This is a genomic window from Priestia flexa, assembly GCF_021441905.1.
Lineage (GTDB): Bacteria > Bacillota > Bacilli > Bacillales > Bacillaceae_H > Priestia > Priestia flexa.
In genome coordinates this window covers 3757501-3772500 of record NZ_CP090431.1, presented here as the reverse complement: position 1 = coordinate 3772500, position 15000 = coordinate 3757501, and the positions used below count along the sequence as shown (strand labels likewise).

Here is a 15000-nt window from a genome sequence, read left to right as displayed (position 1 = left end):
CAGGAATAACAATAAGAGGTTGAGTTAACATATTTATCCCTTCTTTATAAATAAAATAATATTACTTATATGTATGTCCTACTTTTAAAAACAATCCATTTTTATTAAACAAAAAAGATGCCTTAAATTAAGACATCTTTCGAATAGATATATTTCTATGTTTTGCTTCTTTTAATAAAAAGAGATATTTAACTTTTGCTAATTTCATGTCTACTAAAACTGCATCTGAAGGATCTACACTTCTTTCAACAATAACCTCTTTTTTATTCCACTTATCTTTTAATTCATTGAACGTTTTAAGAAAAGATTCATCATATTCTTTTCTTAACCAACCTTTTCGTTTAAAAAACATGGCATAGCTCCTTACCTATACGTCTCTACGACCTTCTAAAGCTTTAGATAAAGTTACCTCATCAGCATACTCTAAATCTCCGCCTACTGGTAAACCATGTGCAATTCTAGTAATTCTTATACCAGTGGGTTTTAACAGCCTAGAAATGTACATTGCCGTTGCTTCACCTTCAATATTAGGATTTGTTGCTAAAATTACTTCTTGGATTTCATCATTTTGAAGCCTCTTCAACAATTCAGGAACTTTAATATCTTCTGGACCAATACCTTCCATTGGAGAAATTGCACCGTGAAGGACGTGATACAGACCCGTATATTCCTTCATTTTCTCCATAGCAATAACATCTTTAGGATCTTGAACGACACACACAACAGTACGGTCTCTCCTTTGATCCTGACAGATGTAACATGGGTCTTGGTCTGTAATGTGACCACAGGTTGAACAATATGTTAAGTTACGCTTTGCATTAACAAGTGCTTTAGCAAAATCAAGCACTGTGTCTTCCTTCATATTTAAAACAAAGAAAGCAAGCCTAACAGCCGTTTTTGGTCCAATACCCGGGAGTTTCATGAAACTATCTATTAGTTTTGAAATTGGTTCTGGATAATGCACGTAGCAACCACCTTAATTAAAGTCCTGGGATATTTAAACCTTTAGTGAATTGTCCCATTGTGTTATTTGTTAACTCATCCATTTGTTTTAACGCGTCATTCGTTGCTGCTAAAACTAGATCTTGAAGCATTTCGATATCTTCTGGATCTACTACTTCTTCTTTGATTTTTACATCAATGATTTCTTTTTGACCATTTACAACTACTGTAACCATTCCACCGCCAGCTGTTCCTTCTATTGTTTTCTCAGCTAGCTCTTCTTGCGCCTTTTGCATATCTTTCTGCATTTTTTGCATTTGTTTCATCATTTTTTGCATGTTACCCATTCCGCCACGCATCATAATTATAATTCCTCCTAGTTCTATTCGTGTATTTCAATAAGTTCTTCTCCGAAAAGCTTTTTAGCTTCGGAGATTAAAGGGTCTTCTTCTTCTTTTTGCGACCCATCATTTCCTTGCTGCTCTTGAAGAAAATCTCCTCTTACTTTATCCCATTCATTATCAGGGATTGCAACCATTTCACGTTTGCTCCCACTTAAAGTATATAGGATATTTTCTAAATTATCACGTACATTGTTGTTATTTTCAGCAGCCATTTTGCAATGGATTTCATACTTGAATTTTAAGATAAAGGACTTCGAAGATGAAGCCACAGGTTCACTATTAGACAACAGAGCAGCATGTGATGCTTTATTTTGCTGACGTAGCGTTTCTAAAACTTCTGCCCATAGACGCTTAACTTCCTCTAGTTCTTGACGAGATGCTTGTTTTAGGACCTCATGCACTTTTCCTATTGGAACTTTATACTGACTACGCACTTGTCTTTTTACTTTTTGATCACTTGTTTCTTGTTGACTTTGCTGTAATTGAACACCGTTTTCCTTTAGATGATTAACTTGAGCTTCAAGCATTTTAACTTTTTGAAGTAAATCATCCTCTTCGCTCGCTACTGTTTTTTTCTTACTAGAAGATTGAGCAAGTTTCACTAGTGCTACCTCTAGTAACACTCTTGGATGATTCGTCCACTTCATCTCTTGTTGCGTTTGATTAAGTTGGTTAATAATTGAATAGATACCCTCCGCTGGCAGTTGTGAAGCTAACTCTTTAAACTCCTCACTCACTACTGCTTTTTCCATCAAATGTTCCATTTCAGACGACGATTGATAAAGTAAAACATCTCTATAATAAAAGATTAAATCTTCTAAGAAACGAACTGGATCTTTACCGTTTTGAATGAGTTGCTCAACTGCATGTAGCGCTGATACAAGATTCTTCTCCGCAATTGAACGAACAATTTGCAGCATAAATGTATGAGAAACAGCACCTGTAATAGATAACACATCATCCAAAGTAACTTCATTTTCGCTATATGAGATAGCCTGATCTAACAAGCTTAATGCATCCCTCATACCACCTTCAGATGCCTTAGCAACCTCATATAAAGCTTCATCCGCTACGTTTACATCCTCAGATATCAAAACTTCTTTCATTCGATAAACAATATCGTCAGGTGAGATTCGTTTAAAATCAAAACGTTGACATCTTGAAATGATAGTAAGTGGAATTTTATGCGGTTCTGTTGTTGCCAAAATAAATATTACGTGAGGAGGTGGTTCTTCTAATGTTTTTAGCAATGCATTAAACGCACCTATTGAGAGCATATGAACTTCATCTATAATATAAACTTTGTAACGAACGGCACTTGGTGCATATTTGACTTTATCTCTAATATCTCGAATTTCATCTACTCCGTTATTTGAAGCCGCATCGATTTCAATAACATCTGATATGGAACCGTCTGTAATTCCTCTACATGTAGCACACTCATTACAAGGTTCGGATACGGGTGCATGTTCACAGTTAACCGCTTTAGCTAAAATTTTTGCTGCAGTCGTTTTCCCTGTACCCCTTGGCCCTGAAAATAAGTATGCATGCGAAAATTTCTCAAGAACGAGCGCGTTCTGTAAAGTCTTAATAATATGCCGCTGACCAACAACATCTTGAAAGCTTTGAGGGCGGTACACACGATATAAAGCCTGATACGCCACTGCATCTTCTCCTTTTTGTTATATAAATTTGATATTATTATAACGTACTATAACTATTTTTCCAAAACATCGTTTATCTTATATAGTGAAATATATGCTAAATAAAAAAACCTACTCCATCGTTAGAGTAGGTTACTTTTATATGTATATAACTGCCGTGCACCTTCCTTCGATTAGCCTCCCCAAGCGTTACTTAAGCAGTTAGCTCGGTTCAGGCGACCCTATGGCACATGAGAGGTTCTGCTTACTGCTGCTTCCTTCCGGACCTGACAGGGTTCACAGATTCCCATTGCATAGGACCCAAACGTCAACACCACTTACTTAAGGCAGACCTCAAGGAGAACTAACCTCAGGAAAGGAGTTCGGCCTCGCTAGAGCGGATTGCGAGTACAGGGCACCGCTACCTCCCCGCTTAGCACGGCAAAGTTGAAACCTTTGTTTGAGCACCATGTTGATGCTTATACAAGTATAATTCTTTTTAGGACAAAATGCAACCTTTACAGAATGTAATTTATTGTAAATTTTTCTTTGCTCGTTTTTTTCGATTTCGCAATTCTTTAAAGAATGTACTTAACATTTCTGCACACTCATCTTCGAGAACTCCACCTTGAACTTCTGATTGGTGATTAAACTTTTCATACTCTAATAAGTTCATCAGGGTTCCTGCACACCCTCCTTTAGGATCAAACGCTCCAAACACCACTCTTTTTACACGTGATAACATAATAGCCCCCGCACACATCGGACAAGGTTCTAAAGTAACATATAAAGTCGTATCTTCTAATCGCCACGTATTTAACTTTTGACATGCCTCATCTATAGCTAACAGCTCTGCGTGAGCTATGGATCTTTGTGTACTTTCTCTTAAATTATGGCCTTTTGCAATAACATGTCCATCTTTATCTACGATAACAGCTCCAATAGGAACTTCCATAATTCCACAAGCTTTCTTTGCTTCATCTATAGCTAAACGCATATATTTCTCGTCTTCAAGCATGTTCCAAACTCCTTACATATTATATTTGTTATGAGCAACACTACTTATTAGGTTAAAAAACAATAAGGAGATTGTATATGAATGATTCTAAAATTGCATTAGTTATTATTGATATGATTAATGATTTTCAATTTAAAAATGGGAAAATCCTAGCTGAAAAAGCTAAAATTCTCGCGCGTAATATCTCTTCATTAAAAGCAGAGTGTTCAAGTAAAAAAATTCCTGTTATCTATATAAACGATCACTATAAATTATGGCAAGCTAATTTAAATAAAATCCTTGAATACTGCACAAATCCAATAAGCTCCCCCATACTCCAGTATATACAACCCCATACTACAGATTACTTTTTAATTAAACCAAAGCATTCTATTTTTTATGGAACAGCTTTAACCATTTTACTACAGCAACTAAACGTTAAAACATTAATTTTAACAGGGTTAGCGGGAAATATATGTGTGCTCTTTTCAGCAAATGATGCTTATATGAGAGAGTACAACCTGATTATCCCTAAAGATTGTATTGCATCAAATTCTGATGAAGATAACAAGTTCGCTATCGAAATGATGCAAAATGTACTTAAAGCGAACATTTGTGAACATAGTGATTTAATTACATAAGCATTTGCTTACTCTTTTGTTCATAGACTTAATAAACATTCTTTTTTGGGGGCGTTTATTACTATGGATATTTACACTGTAAAGTCTGGAGATAGCATTTATAGTATTGCTCAACGGTTTCAAATTGAAGCTTCAAAAATTAGCTTAGCAAATGAATTACCTGATCCCAATCGATTAGTGGTGGGCCAGGCATTAGTTGTACCTATTAACGAAAGTTACTATACCGTTAGAAAAGGCGATACATTATGGAAGATAGGGCGAACCCTAGGAGTTAGTTATCAATCAATCGCAAAAGCTAACAACCTTTCCATCACTTCTCCTCTAACACTTGGAACACAGTTGCTCATTCCAGCTTCTCCAAAGACAGAAGCTGAATTTTTAGGATATGTTGAAACAAGTAACCGTACCATTAGTAGCGAAACGGAAGAATTGATTAAGAAGAATGCTAAATACCTCACATATTTGGGACCGGCTAACTTCGAAGTACAGCGCGATGGCTCTATCAAAGAACCTCCATTAAAAAACTTTGGAACTATTGCACAAGAAAACGATGCAATTTTTTTAATGGTTCTTGCCAATATCGAAGACGGCGGGTTTAGTGCAGAGGTAGGAGAAGCAATCTTAAACAATGCGGATGTTCAAGATAAATTGCTTAATAATATTATTCGTATTGCTACAGAGAAAAACTTTAAAGATATTCATTTTGACTTTGAATTCTTACGTCCGGAAGACAAAAATGCTTATATTACATTTTTAGAAAAAGCAAAGAAACGGCTTCAAGCTGAAGACTTGTTAATATCTGTAGCATTAGCACCTAAAACAAGTAGTGATCAAAAAGGAAAGTGGTATGAAGCACATGATTACAAAAGAATTGGGGAGATAGCAAATTTTGTTGTCCCTATGACATACGAATGGGGATACAGTGGAGGTCCTCCAATGGCTGTTTCTCCGATTGGCCCTGTCAGAGATGTGCTAGAATATGCTATTTCAGAAATACCTAGCAAAAAAATTGTCATGGGACAAAATCTATACGGATATGATTGGACGCTTCCATTCAAACCAGGTGGTGAGTATGCAAAAGCAATTAGTGCTCAAAGAGCGATTGAAATTGCGTATCAGTACAACGCAAGCATACAGTATGATAAAAAAGCTCAGGCTCCCTTTTTCCGATACTCTGATTCAGCTCAAAAAACGCATGAGGTATGGTTTGAAGATGCCCGGTCAATCCAAGCAAAATTCGATTTGTTAAAAGAATTAAACTTAAGAGGCATGGCTTATTGGAAGTTGGGATTACCTTTCCCTCAAAACTGGCTACTCCTTGATGATAACTTTAAAGTAATTAAAAGAATACCTGAATAATTTTAAAGAGGATAATTCCTACAGCATAGGATTATCCTCTTTTTATGTTTCCTTCCGTTTTTTACAACTGGTTTTTCTTTTTGTTTTTATCCATTCTCTCCTCTTATTGTGATACAATGTTTTTTGTCAATTTTCGAGAACATGTATAGATAAAGGAGGAAGAGTCCATGGGGGAAATACCTTTTATTACTGTTGAGGGCCCTATAGGTGTTGGGAAAACCTCCCTAGCTAAGGCTATTGCAGAGACATTTCAATTTCAACTTTTGAAAGAAATTGTTGATGAAAATCCATTCCTTGGGAAATTCTATGAGGATATTGAAGAGTGGAGCTTTCAAACTGAAATGTTTTTTCTATGCAACCGTTATAAACAGTTAGAGGATATTCAAAAGCATTTTCTACATCAACATCAGCCTGTCGTTGCTGACTATCATATTATGAAAAACATGATTTTTGCTCAGCAAACTTTAAAGGATAGTCAGTACATAAAATATGTACAAATCTACGATATACTGACACATGATATGCCAAAGCCCAACATTGTTATTTACTTAAATGCTACTTTACCTACACTATTGAAGCGTATTAAAATGCGTGGAAGGGAAATTGAAAAAAACATTGACCCTTCTTATCTAGCTCAGCTAAGCTCCGATTATGAGGAAGCAATTAAAACCTTCAAAGAAAATAACCCACAGGTAACTGTTTTACGCTATAGTGGAGATGAACTAGACTTTGTCAAAAATAAAGAGCATTTAGAGCATATCATCTCAGATGTTAAAAGCAGCTTATTAAAAAGGAGTTCTACAATATGAATTTACGAACAAAATACAACATTCCAAATGATGCTGTATTGACTATTGCTGGAACAGTAGGCGTTGGGAAATCTACAATGACACAAGCTCTTGCAGATGCGCTGAACTTTCGCACTTCTTACGAGAAAGTTGATACAAATCCATATTTAGATAAATTCTACGCTGACTTTGAAAGATGGAGCTTTCATCTTCAGGTTTACTTCCTAGCGGAGAGATTTAAAGAACAGAAAAGAATTTTTGAATACGGTGGAGGCTTTATACAAGACCGTTCAATTTACGAAGATACTGGTATTTTCGCTAAAATGCATTTCGAAAAAGGAACAATGTCCAAGGTGGATTACGAAACGTATACAAGCTTGTTTGATGCAATGGTTATGACTCCCTACTTCCCACACCCTGATTTATTAATTTATTTGGAAGGTAGTTTTGAAGATATCGTTGATCGTATCCAAGAACGTGGAAGACCTATGGAACAACAAACGCCCTTAGATTATTGGAGAGAAATGCACAAACGCTATGAGGATTGGATTAATAACTTTACAGCTTGTCCTATTTTACGATTAGATATTAATGATTACGATATCTTAAAGGACCCGACATCCGTTGAACCGATTGTTGAAAAAATCTCTAAGTTTTTACATCACAACGAAAAATTAAAAAGAAGACATTCATAATTCATTCCCATTTTTCTTCGTGAAAAATGGGAATGAAAAAACGCCACTTCTAAAAGTGACGTTTTACAATCTCCAATTTATCGCGCAATGTTTAAATAACATTTAAAGTCAAATATGGCGGAGGAAGAGGGATTCGAACCCCCGCGGGCTGTAACACCCCTGTCGGTTTTCAAGACCGATCCCTTCAGCCGGACTTGGGTATTCCTCCGTTTCGACATTTATAAATTTATCACATATACAAATAAGAGTCAAGCTGTTTTCTAAAAAAAAAATGATTCACAACAAAAAAGTTGTGAATCATTTCAATTTAACCGTTAATAACCTCTTTGTTCCCCATGTAAGGACGTAATACTTTTGGAATAACAACTGAACCATCTTCCTGTTGATAGTTCTCTAAAATTGCAGCCACTGTACGCCCAATCGCTAATCCAGATCCATTTAATGTGTGTACGTATTCTGGTTTCCCTTTTGCCTCGCGGCGGAAGCGAATATTAGCTCTTCGCGCTTGGAAACTTTCAAAGTTTGAACAAGAAGAAATTTCACGATATGACTCATAGCTTGGAATCCACACTTCAATATCGTATTTTTTAGCTGCTGTAAATCCTAAGTCTCCAGTACACATGCTTAAAACACGGTATGGCAGTTCTAACAACTGTAATACTTTTTCAGCATGTCCTGTCAGATTTTCAAGCTCAGCGTAAGAATCTTCTGGTTTTACAAAACGAACTAGCTCTACTTTGTTAAATTGATGCTGACGAATTAGTCCACGTGTATCTCTACCAGCTGAACCTGCTTCTGATCTAAAACATGCGCTGTATGCTGTATAAGCTAATGGTAATTGGTCTCCATTAATGATTTCATCACGGTGTAGATTAGTTACGGGAACTTCAGCCGTTGGGATTAAGAAATAGTCTTCCTCTTTAATTTTAAAAGCATCTTCTTCAAACTTAGGAAGCTGCCCTGTTCCTGTCATGCTTGTACGATTAACCATATATGGAGGAAGAATTTCTTCATATCCATGCTCATCCATGTGTAAGTCCATCATAAAGTTGATTAAGGCACGTTCCAAACGAGCTCCTAGGCCTTTATAAAACACGAAACGGCTTCCCGTTACCTTTGCTGCACGTTCAAAGTCTAAAATATTTAAATCTGTTCCTAGATCCCAGTGTGGCTTCGGCTCAAAATTAAATTGACGAACCTCTCCCCATTTTCTAATTTCTACATTTTCATCTTCCGTTTCACCAACTGGAACACTCTCATGTGGAATATTAGGGATTGAAAGTAATAGTTGTTCTAATTCTGTTTCTACAGTACGAAGACGCTCATCTAACTCTTTAATTTTGTCTCCTACTTGACGCATTTCTAAAATCATACTATTTGCATCTTGCTTTTCACGTTTTAATTGAGCAATTTGTTGAGACACTTCATTACGCTTACTCTTTAATTCCTCAGTTTGAACTAATAGCTGTCTGCGCTCTACATCTAACTCTTCAAAGCGCCCAAGATCTGATAAATCTTCTCCGCGGAACTTTAATTTTTCTTTTACTTCTTCAAGATTAGCTCGTAAAACCTTTACGTCTAACATCTATTTACCTCCTTATTTGTATAAAATGGGCAAAATAAAAACTCCCATCCCTATAAAAGGGACGAGAGTTTAGCCCGCGTTGCCACCCTAGTTGAAGGCTCATAAATAAACCTTCCTCTTCAGTCAGATAACGGAATGAACCGAAGCTATCTACTTACTATTTCAATAGCTTGCTCCAGGATGGATTCGTAAAGGCTAAACATCGATTTTCACCAACCATCGACTCTCTAAAGTTTAACTTCTTTACTACTATTTCCTATCAACGCTTTATACTTTTCAACATTGTAATTAATAATCATAATGTACTACAAGTCTATACAAGTTGCAATTGGTTTATACAGGTTTTTTCAGAGACTCTTTCACCATGTCGATAAAATACTCTGTCATACGATGGTCATCCGTTAACTCTGGATGAAACGAACACCCTAAAAATTGTCCCTGTTTTGCAGCTACGATACGATCACCATGAATAGATAGGACTTCCACGTTCTCACCGACTTCTACAATATGAGGCGCACGAATAAATACTCCAATAAAATCATCTGCAACTTCTTTTATATTTAATTTCGCCTCAAAGCTCTCACGTTGGCGACCAAAAGAATTTCGAGCCACCTTAATATTCATAACACCTAAATGAGGCTCATCATAGTCTACAATTTCGCCTGCTAGTAAGATTAGACCAGCACAAGTCCCAAAGATTGGTTTGCCACTTTTAGCAAATTGGCGCAGTGAATCCATAAAGTCATATTTATCAATCAGACGTCTCATTGCCGTACTTTCTCCACCTGGTAAAATGAGCCCGTCCACTTCTTCTAGCTGTTCTACTTTTTTAATAATAATCGCTTCAGCCCCTGTTGCTTCCACTGAATGCGCATGCTCTCTAAATGCACCTTGTAGTCCTAAAACTCCAACCTTCACCATGCTGTTAAAACTCCCTTACTGTTACCAGCCACGCTCTTGCATGCGATTTTCTGGTAATAATGTTGAGATTTCAATACCTTTCATTGCATTTCCTAATCCTTTAGAAAGCTTTGCAATTAACTCATAATCTTCATAATGCGTTGTTGCTTCTACGATTGAACGAGCAAATTTTTCTGGATTATCAGACTTAAAGATACCAGAACCTACAAACACTCCATCTGCTCCTAATTGCATCATTAATGCCGCATCTGCTGGTGTTGCAACGCCACCTGCAGCAAAGTTAACCACTGGAAGGCGACCTTCACGCTTGATTTGTAATAATAGCTCATAAGGTGCACCTAGTAGCTTTGCTTCCGTCATTAACTCAGCTTCGTCCATACCCACTACTTTACGTACTTGTGCGTTCACTTGACGCATATGACGTACAGCTTCTACAATGTTCCCTGTACCTGGTTCACCTTTTGTACGAAGCATAGCAGCGCCTTCTGCAATACGACGTGCAGCTTCGCCTAAATCGCGGCAACCACAAACAAATGGTACTGTAAACGTATTTTTATTTAAATGAAATTCTTCATCTGCTGGTGTTAATACTTCACTTTCATCAATATAGTCTACGCCCATTGCTTCTAAAACACGCGCTTCTACAATGTGACCGATACGTGCTTTAGCCATTACCGGAATTGAAACAGCATTCATAACTTCTTCGACAATTGTCGGATCTGCCATGCGAGATACGCCACCTGCAGCACGAATGTCTGCTGGTACACGTTCTAATGCCATAACTGCAACTGCTCCTGCTGCTTCTGCAATCTTTGCTTGTTCAGCATTAACAACGTCCATAATAACGCCGCCTTTTTGCATTTCCGCCATTCCGCGTTTTACTCTGTCAGTACCTGTAATGTTACTCATGTTTGTCTTCCCCCAGTATAGTTGTATTACACATAATCAATAAATTATGTATACAAAATTCAAAACTTATTGTCTATTTTACCTTATTTTCTGAAAAAATCCTATTAAAATTGTGTAGTTTGAAAAACTTGTCTAAAAAAAGAAGATACTAAATGCAACAAAAACCTTGCTTTAGTATCTCCTTTTATAAATGGTTTATGAATTAAAACCAATTCTTAATATTAGCGGCTGCATCAGACCATACACCTACAAAGAAATCACCTATACTTCGTATTGCTAAAACAAACCAGTTAGCCTTTTCAATCGTAGTATCTGCAACGACAGGCACTTTATTTGTTCCGTTATTTACTGCATAACCTAAATCATCAAGATTCTTATTCTTGGCACTAACGTAACCTACAACCTGACCCTCTTTAATTGGTGCAACGATTCGATCTTTCTCATCTACAACTTTAGGATTAAAATCAAATTGAAGAGATATTTTACTTTCTTCACCTTTTTTTGTAAGAACATTCACTGGTTCTTTTGTTACAACTTTTAGCTCTTTATTTTTCCCTTTTACGACTGGAAGGGACTCATGCTTTTTAACAGCCTTGCCTTCTGGAGCTACTTGTTTTAGCTCATAATTATCAAATGCATAATCTAAAAGTTTTTTTGTTTCTGTAAAGCGCGCTCCTTCAAAAGACTTACCATTATTTTTGGCATTCATGACTACTGCAATATAACGAACACCATCTCGTTCAGCTGTTCCTGTAAAGCAATAGCCTGCAAAGTCTGTATGTCCTGTTTTCAAGCCATCTAAACCTTCATATCCGTATGTAGGGAAAGATGGAAGCATTTTATTCCAGTTATCCATCGTCGTTTCGCCTTGTTGACCTGGTCGGAAGATCTTTTCAGGTGTCTTAGCCGTTTCTAATACTTCTGGATAATCATGAAGAATATGAAAAGCTAATGCTGATACTGCGCGAGCTGATAGTAAATTTTCATCATCAGCTTTTGTACCTTTTGGATGTTGACCTTTTAACAATGAGTTAGAAAGACCTGTTGAGTTAACAAATTTAGCTTCACCTAAATTTAACTCTTCTGCCTTTTTATTCATCAATTTAATAAACTCGGCTTCAGATCCTGCTAAAGCCTCAGCTAGTGCAATACTCGCTCCATTTGCTGAGTAAATAGCCATTGCTTCATACAATTCTTTAATCGTATATTTCTCTGTTGTTAATAATGGAACATTTGACAATGAGTAATCTTGTGAGATATCTGCAGCATATTTGCTAACTCCTACTCGATCATCCCAAGAAAGCTTTTTTTCGTGAATAGCTTCTAAAATTAAATACTCAGTCATCATTTTTGTCATACTAGCAATACCTAGTACAGCACCTGAATTCTTTTCATACAAAATTTGGCCTGTATCTGCTTCAATCAAAATAGCGGCATCTGCTTCAACATTTGGAAATTGTGAAGCTGCAGACGCATTTGGAGTGATTAAAGAACTAGCCATTAAGAAAACAGCAACTAATGCAAAAAGCTGTTTTATCAATTTTTTCTTCACTACCAATACCCTCCAGACATAAATCACATAGAGGTTATTTTATCACACAAAAATTAAAAAAAATAGATAAAGAAGTACCGTTAAAACAATCTTTAGCATAAAAAAGCACCTCTCTAAATTAGAGAGGTGCTTTTTTACTTAGCTAAGTGAATAGTTTGGAGATTCTTTTGTAATTTGAACGTCATGTGGGTGACTTTCTCTTAGGCCAGCTCCTGTCATACGGATAAACTGTGCCTCTTCACGCAATGCTTGTAGGTTAGCTGAGCCGCAATATCCCATTCCAGCTCTTAATCCCCCAATTAGCTGATATAAAGTGTCAGCAACAGGCCCCTTATAAGGTAAGCGCCCTTCAATGCCTTCTGGAACAAACTTTTTATTATCTTCTTGGAAATAACGATCTTTACTTCCTTTTTCCATTGCTCCAACTGAGCCCATACCACGGTATACTTTAAAGCGTCTTCCTTGGAAGATTTCTGTTTCACCAGGGCTTTCAGTTGTACCGGCTAATAAGCTCCCTAGCATAACAGTGTGTCCACCAGCAGCTAGTGCTTTTACGATATCTCCAGAGTACTTAATTCCTCCGTCTGCAATTACTGGTACACCGTGTTTTCTTGCTTCAGTGGCGCAATCATATACAGCCGTAATTTGTGGAACACCTACTCCAGCTACAACACGAGTTGTACAAATTGAACCAGGTCCTATTCCAACTTTCACTACGTCTACACCTGCTTCAATTAACGCTCTTGTTCCTTCAGCAGTTGCAACGTTTCCTGCAATAATATTTAATTCCGGATACGTTTCACGAATTGAACGTACGGTATTTAAAACGCCTAATGAATGACCATGTGCCGTATCAATTACAATAACGTCCACACCAGCTTTTACTAACTTCTCAATTCGAACCATTGAATCAGCTGTCACACCAACTGCTGCCCCTACTAATAAACGTCCCTGCTTGTCCTTCGCAGCATTTGGAAATTCAATTACTTTTTCAATGTCCTTGATTGTAATTAAACCTTTTAATACACCGTTGTCATCTACAAGTGGTAATTTTTCAATTTTGTATTGCTGTAAAATCTTTTCAGCTTCGTCGAGCGTTGTTCCTACTGGAGCTGTAACTAACTCTTCTTTTGTCATTACATCAGAGATAAGCATTGAGTAATCTTGAATAAAACGCAAATCACGATTTGTCAGAATACCAACTAACTTTTGCTCTTCTTCGTTATTTACAATTGGTACGCCAGAGATACGATATTTCCCCATCAAATGTTCTGCAGCAAATACTTGATTTTCTGGTGTTAAGAAAAATGGATCGGTAATAACACCACTTTCAGAACGCTTTACTTTATCAACTTGCTCGGCTTGTTGTTCAATAGACATATTCTTATGAATGATCCCTAAACCACCTTGACGAGCCATAGCAATTGCCATCTCTGCTTCAGTTACTGTATCCATACCTGCACTAATGAATGGTACATTTAGCTTTAGCGTTTTTGTTAGTTCTACACTCATATCAACATCTTTTGGCAACACTTCAGATTTAGCTGGCACTAACAAAACATCATCAAATGTTAAACCTTCTTTTGAAAATTTACTTTCCCACATTATAGAATCCTCCTCAAAGCGACAGAATATTATTAGTAGATTAACAATTGCTTATGTAGCTGTCAATAACCATACTATATATCAGATAATTCTAATAATAAAAGAGGTGATTTTTTGAGTTTCACTTATGATGTTTGGAAACCTTATCATTTATTTTTCTCAGCCCCTTTTTCACAAAAGTATTTATATAATCAGTACAATTCTTCAAGCATTGTTGATGCTGAACAGCGTAGTTTTAAAAATTGTTATCCATTTATTTATTATCTGGAACATAGCAAAAATTATTATCAAACTGCACTAAAATCTCATACTTCCATGCAACCAGTATTACTTTTTTATGGTTTATCCCAGTTGTTAAAAGCATGTCTATTAACTAAAAATCCAGTTTATCCAGAAAATACAGCAGTTCTAGCACATGGAGTGTCAACACGAAAAAGAAAAAAGCAAAGTTATGACTTTCTTGATGATGAGGTAAAAATTCAAAAAAATGGGTTGTTTTCTGAGGTTGGAAAAGAACTGTTTCACATGAAACAATTAGAAGGTCAAAAATATACAATGACTGAGTTATTAGTACATATTGATGAAATGTATTCATTATTTAATGAATTAAGCCCTTCAAGAGCTTCTAAGAAAGTATTAGTAGGGAACTTAAATAATAAAGAGTTAATTTTCCCTAACCAAATTAAAGAATCTTATCATATGGACAATACACGATTACATTTATATTTACAAGATCGCTTCAAGATAGACATGCGTATGCAAGAAATAAATCCTACTCTTAGAATTTCTTTTGCAAACTTACATACAAATCTCTATCAATGTTCTCCTCTACTTTTCAATTTAGAAACAAGCGATTTGCATCTAACAACATCACGTGAACAATGCGTATACTTTCCTGAGATCCTAAGTCATTATCTAATCTTGTATAATCTTAGTATGATTTCTCGCTATGAAACAGA

Annotated in this window: 16 protein-coding genes, 1 tRNA gene, 1 other RNA gene and 1 other annotated feature (2 of these 19 cut by a window edge); of the genes, 5 read left to right on the top strand and 13 right to left on the bottom strand. The window is 36.3% G+C overall.

The genetic code is table 11. The features are described 5' to 3' along the window. From LZP85_RS19390 to tadA, 7 genes are all read right to left on the bottom strand, one after another. Positions 1-31 carry the start of a pro-sigmaK processing inhibitor BofA family protein gene (locus tag LZP85_RS19390; RefSeq protein ID WP_025908036.1) on the bottom strand. The gene continues 239 nt to the left of window position 1, outside the view, so only the first 31 of its 270 coding nucleotides appear in the window; the start codon lies at positions 29-31; its stop codon lies beyond the left edge, outside the window. Between the two features lie 96 nt (positions 32-127). Continuing rightward, a complete protein-coding gene (locus LZP85_RS19385; RefSeq protein WP_025908035.1) occupies positions 128-352 on the bottom strand; it encodes a YaaL family protein in 225 nt (74 codons plus the stop codon). Between the two features lie 15 nt (positions 353-367). Continuing rightward, positions 368-964 carry a recombination mediator RecR gene (recR, locus tag LZP85_RS19380; RefSeq protein WP_025908034.1) on the bottom strand — a complete coding sequence of 199 codons (597 nt, stop codon included), beginning with the start codon at positions 962-964 and terminating at the stop codon, positions 368-370. Between the two features lie 16 nt (positions 965-980). After that, positions 981-1301, bottom strand: coding sequence for a YbaB/EbfC family nucleoid-associated protein (locus LZP85_RS19375; protein ID WP_163070960.1), 321 nt, complete (start codon positions 1299-1301; stop codon positions 981-983). Positions 1302-1324: 23 nt separating this feature from the next. Beyond that, entirely contained in the window at positions 1325-3010 is a 1686-nt protein-coding gene (gene dnaX / locus LZP85_RS19370; protein ID WP_206833818.1) for a DNA polymerase III subunit gamma/tau, read from the bottom strand. 155 nt (positions 3011-3165) lie between these two features. After that, positions 3166-3431, bottom strand: an RNA gene (gene ffs, locus LZP85_RS19365) — signal recognition particle sRNA large type. 90 nt (positions 3432-3521) lie between these two features. Then, the gene (gene tadA, locus LZP85_RS19360; RefSeq protein ID WP_025908031.1) at positions 3522-4007 is read right to left on the bottom strand and encodes a tRNA adenosine(34) deaminase TadA; all 486 of its coding nucleotides are present in this window, start codon (positions 4005-4007) and stop codon (positions 3522-3524) included. A 77-nt stretch (positions 4008-4084) separates the two neighbouring features. Here tadA and LZP85_RS19355 point away from each other — a divergent pair, with 77 nt between their 5' ends. From LZP85_RS19355 to LZP85_RS19340, 4 genes are all read left to right on the top strand, one after another. Further along, entirely contained in the window at positions 4085-4627 is a 543-nt protein-coding gene (locus LZP85_RS19355) for a cysteine hydrolase family protein (RefSeq protein WP_061786182.1), read from the top strand. 63 nt (positions 4628-4690) lie between these two features. Next, positions 4691-5986 carry a glycoside hydrolase family 18 protein gene (locus LZP85_RS19350; RefSeq protein ID WP_206833819.1) on the top strand — a complete coding sequence of 432 codons (1296 nt, stop codon included), beginning with the start codon at positions 4691-4693 and terminating at the stop codon, positions 5984-5986. 167 nt (positions 5987-6153) lie between these two features. After that, a complete protein-coding gene (locus tag LZP85_RS19345; protein ID WP_206783190.1) occupies positions 6154-6795 on the top strand; it encodes a deoxynucleoside kinase in 642 nt (213 codons plus the stop codon). Further along, a complete protein-coding gene (locus tag LZP85_RS19340) occupies positions 6792-7469 on the top strand; it encodes a deoxynucleoside kinase (protein WP_119543701.1) in 678 nt (225 codons plus the stop codon). Before LZP85_RS19345 ends, LZP85_RS19340 begins: the two co-directional genes overlap by 4 nt. Positions 7470-7584: 115 nt before the next feature. Here the strand turns inward: LZP85_RS19340 and LZP85_RS19335 are convergent. From LZP85_RS19335 to guaB, 6 genes are all read right to left on the bottom strand, one after another. Next, positions 7585-7677 (bottom strand) — tRNA-Ser (locus tag LZP85_RS19335). Between the two features lie 99 nt (positions 7678-7776). Continuing rightward, positions 7777-9054: a serine--tRNA ligase gene (gene serS / locus LZP85_RS19330; protein ID WP_119543699.1), complete on the bottom strand. Its 1278-nt coding sequence runs from the start codon at positions 9052-9054 to the stop codon at positions 7777-7779. 54 nt (positions 9055-9108) lie between these two features. Continuing rightward, positions 9109-9326: a binding site (T-box leader), on the bottom strand. A 61-nt stretch (positions 9327-9387) separates the two neighbouring features. Then, positions 9388-9975: a pyridoxal 5'-phosphate synthase glutaminase subunit PdxT gene (pdxT, locus tag LZP85_RS19325; protein ID WP_234561895.1), complete on the bottom strand. Its 588-nt coding sequence runs from the start codon at positions 9973-9975 to the stop codon at positions 9388-9390. A gap of 21 nt (positions 9976-9996) precedes the next feature. Further along, a complete protein-coding gene (gene pdxS / locus LZP85_RS19320) occupies positions 9997-10884 on the bottom strand; it encodes a pyridoxal 5'-phosphate synthase lyase subunit PdxS (RefSeq protein WP_025908024.1) in 888 nt (295 codons plus the stop codon). A gap of 202 nt (positions 10885-11086) precedes the next feature. Further along, complete coding sequence (locus tag LZP85_RS19315; protein WP_025908023.1) at positions 11087-12436, bottom strand: serine hydrolase; 1350 nt, start codon at positions 12434-12436, stop codon at positions 11087-11089. 138 nt (positions 12437-12574) lie between these two features. Next, the gene (gene guaB, locus LZP85_RS19310) at positions 12575-14041 is read right to left on the bottom strand and encodes an IMP dehydrogenase (protein WP_119543697.1); all 1467 of its coding nucleotides are present in this window, start codon (positions 14039-14041) and stop codon (positions 12575-12577) included. A 114-nt stretch (positions 14042-14155) separates the two neighbouring features. Between guaB and LZP85_RS19305 the strand changes: the two genes are divergently transcribed. Further along, on the top strand, positions 14156-15000 hold the 5' portion of the coding sequence (locus tag LZP85_RS19305; protein WP_025908021.1) for a YaaC family protein. 133 nt of this gene lie beyond the right edge of the window; only the first 845 of its 978 coding nucleotides appear in the window; its start codon is at positions 14156-14158; its stop codon lies beyond the right edge, outside the window.

Bases quoted from the DNA above. Each gene is read 5' to 3' on its own strand.
- LZP85_RS19385 (WP_025908035.1), bottom strand. From the start codon at position 352: ATGTTTTTTAAACGAAAAGGTTGGTTAAGAAAAGAATATGATGAATCT.
- LZP85_RS19375 (WP_163070960.1), bottom strand. From the start codon at position 1,301: ATGCGTGGCGGAATGGGTAACATGCAAAAAATGATGAAACAAATGCAA.
- tadA (WP_025908031.1), bottom strand. From the start codon at position 4,007: ATGCTTGAAGACGAGAAATATATGCGTTTAGCTATAGATGAAGCAAAG.
- LZP85_RS19355 (WP_061786182.1), top strand. From the start codon at position 4,085: ATGAATGATTCTAAAATTGCATTAGTTATTATTGATATGATTAATGAT.
- LZP85_RS19350 (WP_206833819.1), top strand. From the start codon at position 4,691: ATGGATATTTACACTGTAAAGTCTGGAGATAGCATTTATAGTATTGCT.
- LZP85_RS19345 (WP_206783190.1), top strand. From the start codon at position 6,154: ATGGGGGAAATACCTTTTATTACTGTTGAGGGCCCTATAGGTGTTGGG.
- LZP85_RS19340 (WP_119543701.1), top strand. From the start codon at position 6,792: ATGAATTTACGAACAAAATACAACATTCCAAATGATGCTGTATTGACT.
- serS (WP_119543699.1), bottom strand. From the start codon at position 9,054: ATGTTAGACGTAAAGGTTTTACGAGCTAATCTTGAAGAAGTAAAAGAA.
- pdxT (WP_234561895.1), bottom strand. From the start codon at position 9,975: ATGGTGAAGGTTGGAGTTTTAGGACTACAAGGTGCATTTAGAGAGCAT.
- pdxS (WP_025908024.1), bottom strand. From the start codon at position 10,884: ATGAGTAACATTACAGGTACTGACAGAGTAAAACGCGGAATGGCGGAA.
- guaB (WP_119543697.1), bottom strand. From the start codon at position 14,041: ATGTGGGAAAGTAAATTTTCAAAAGAAGGTTTAACATTTGATGATGTT.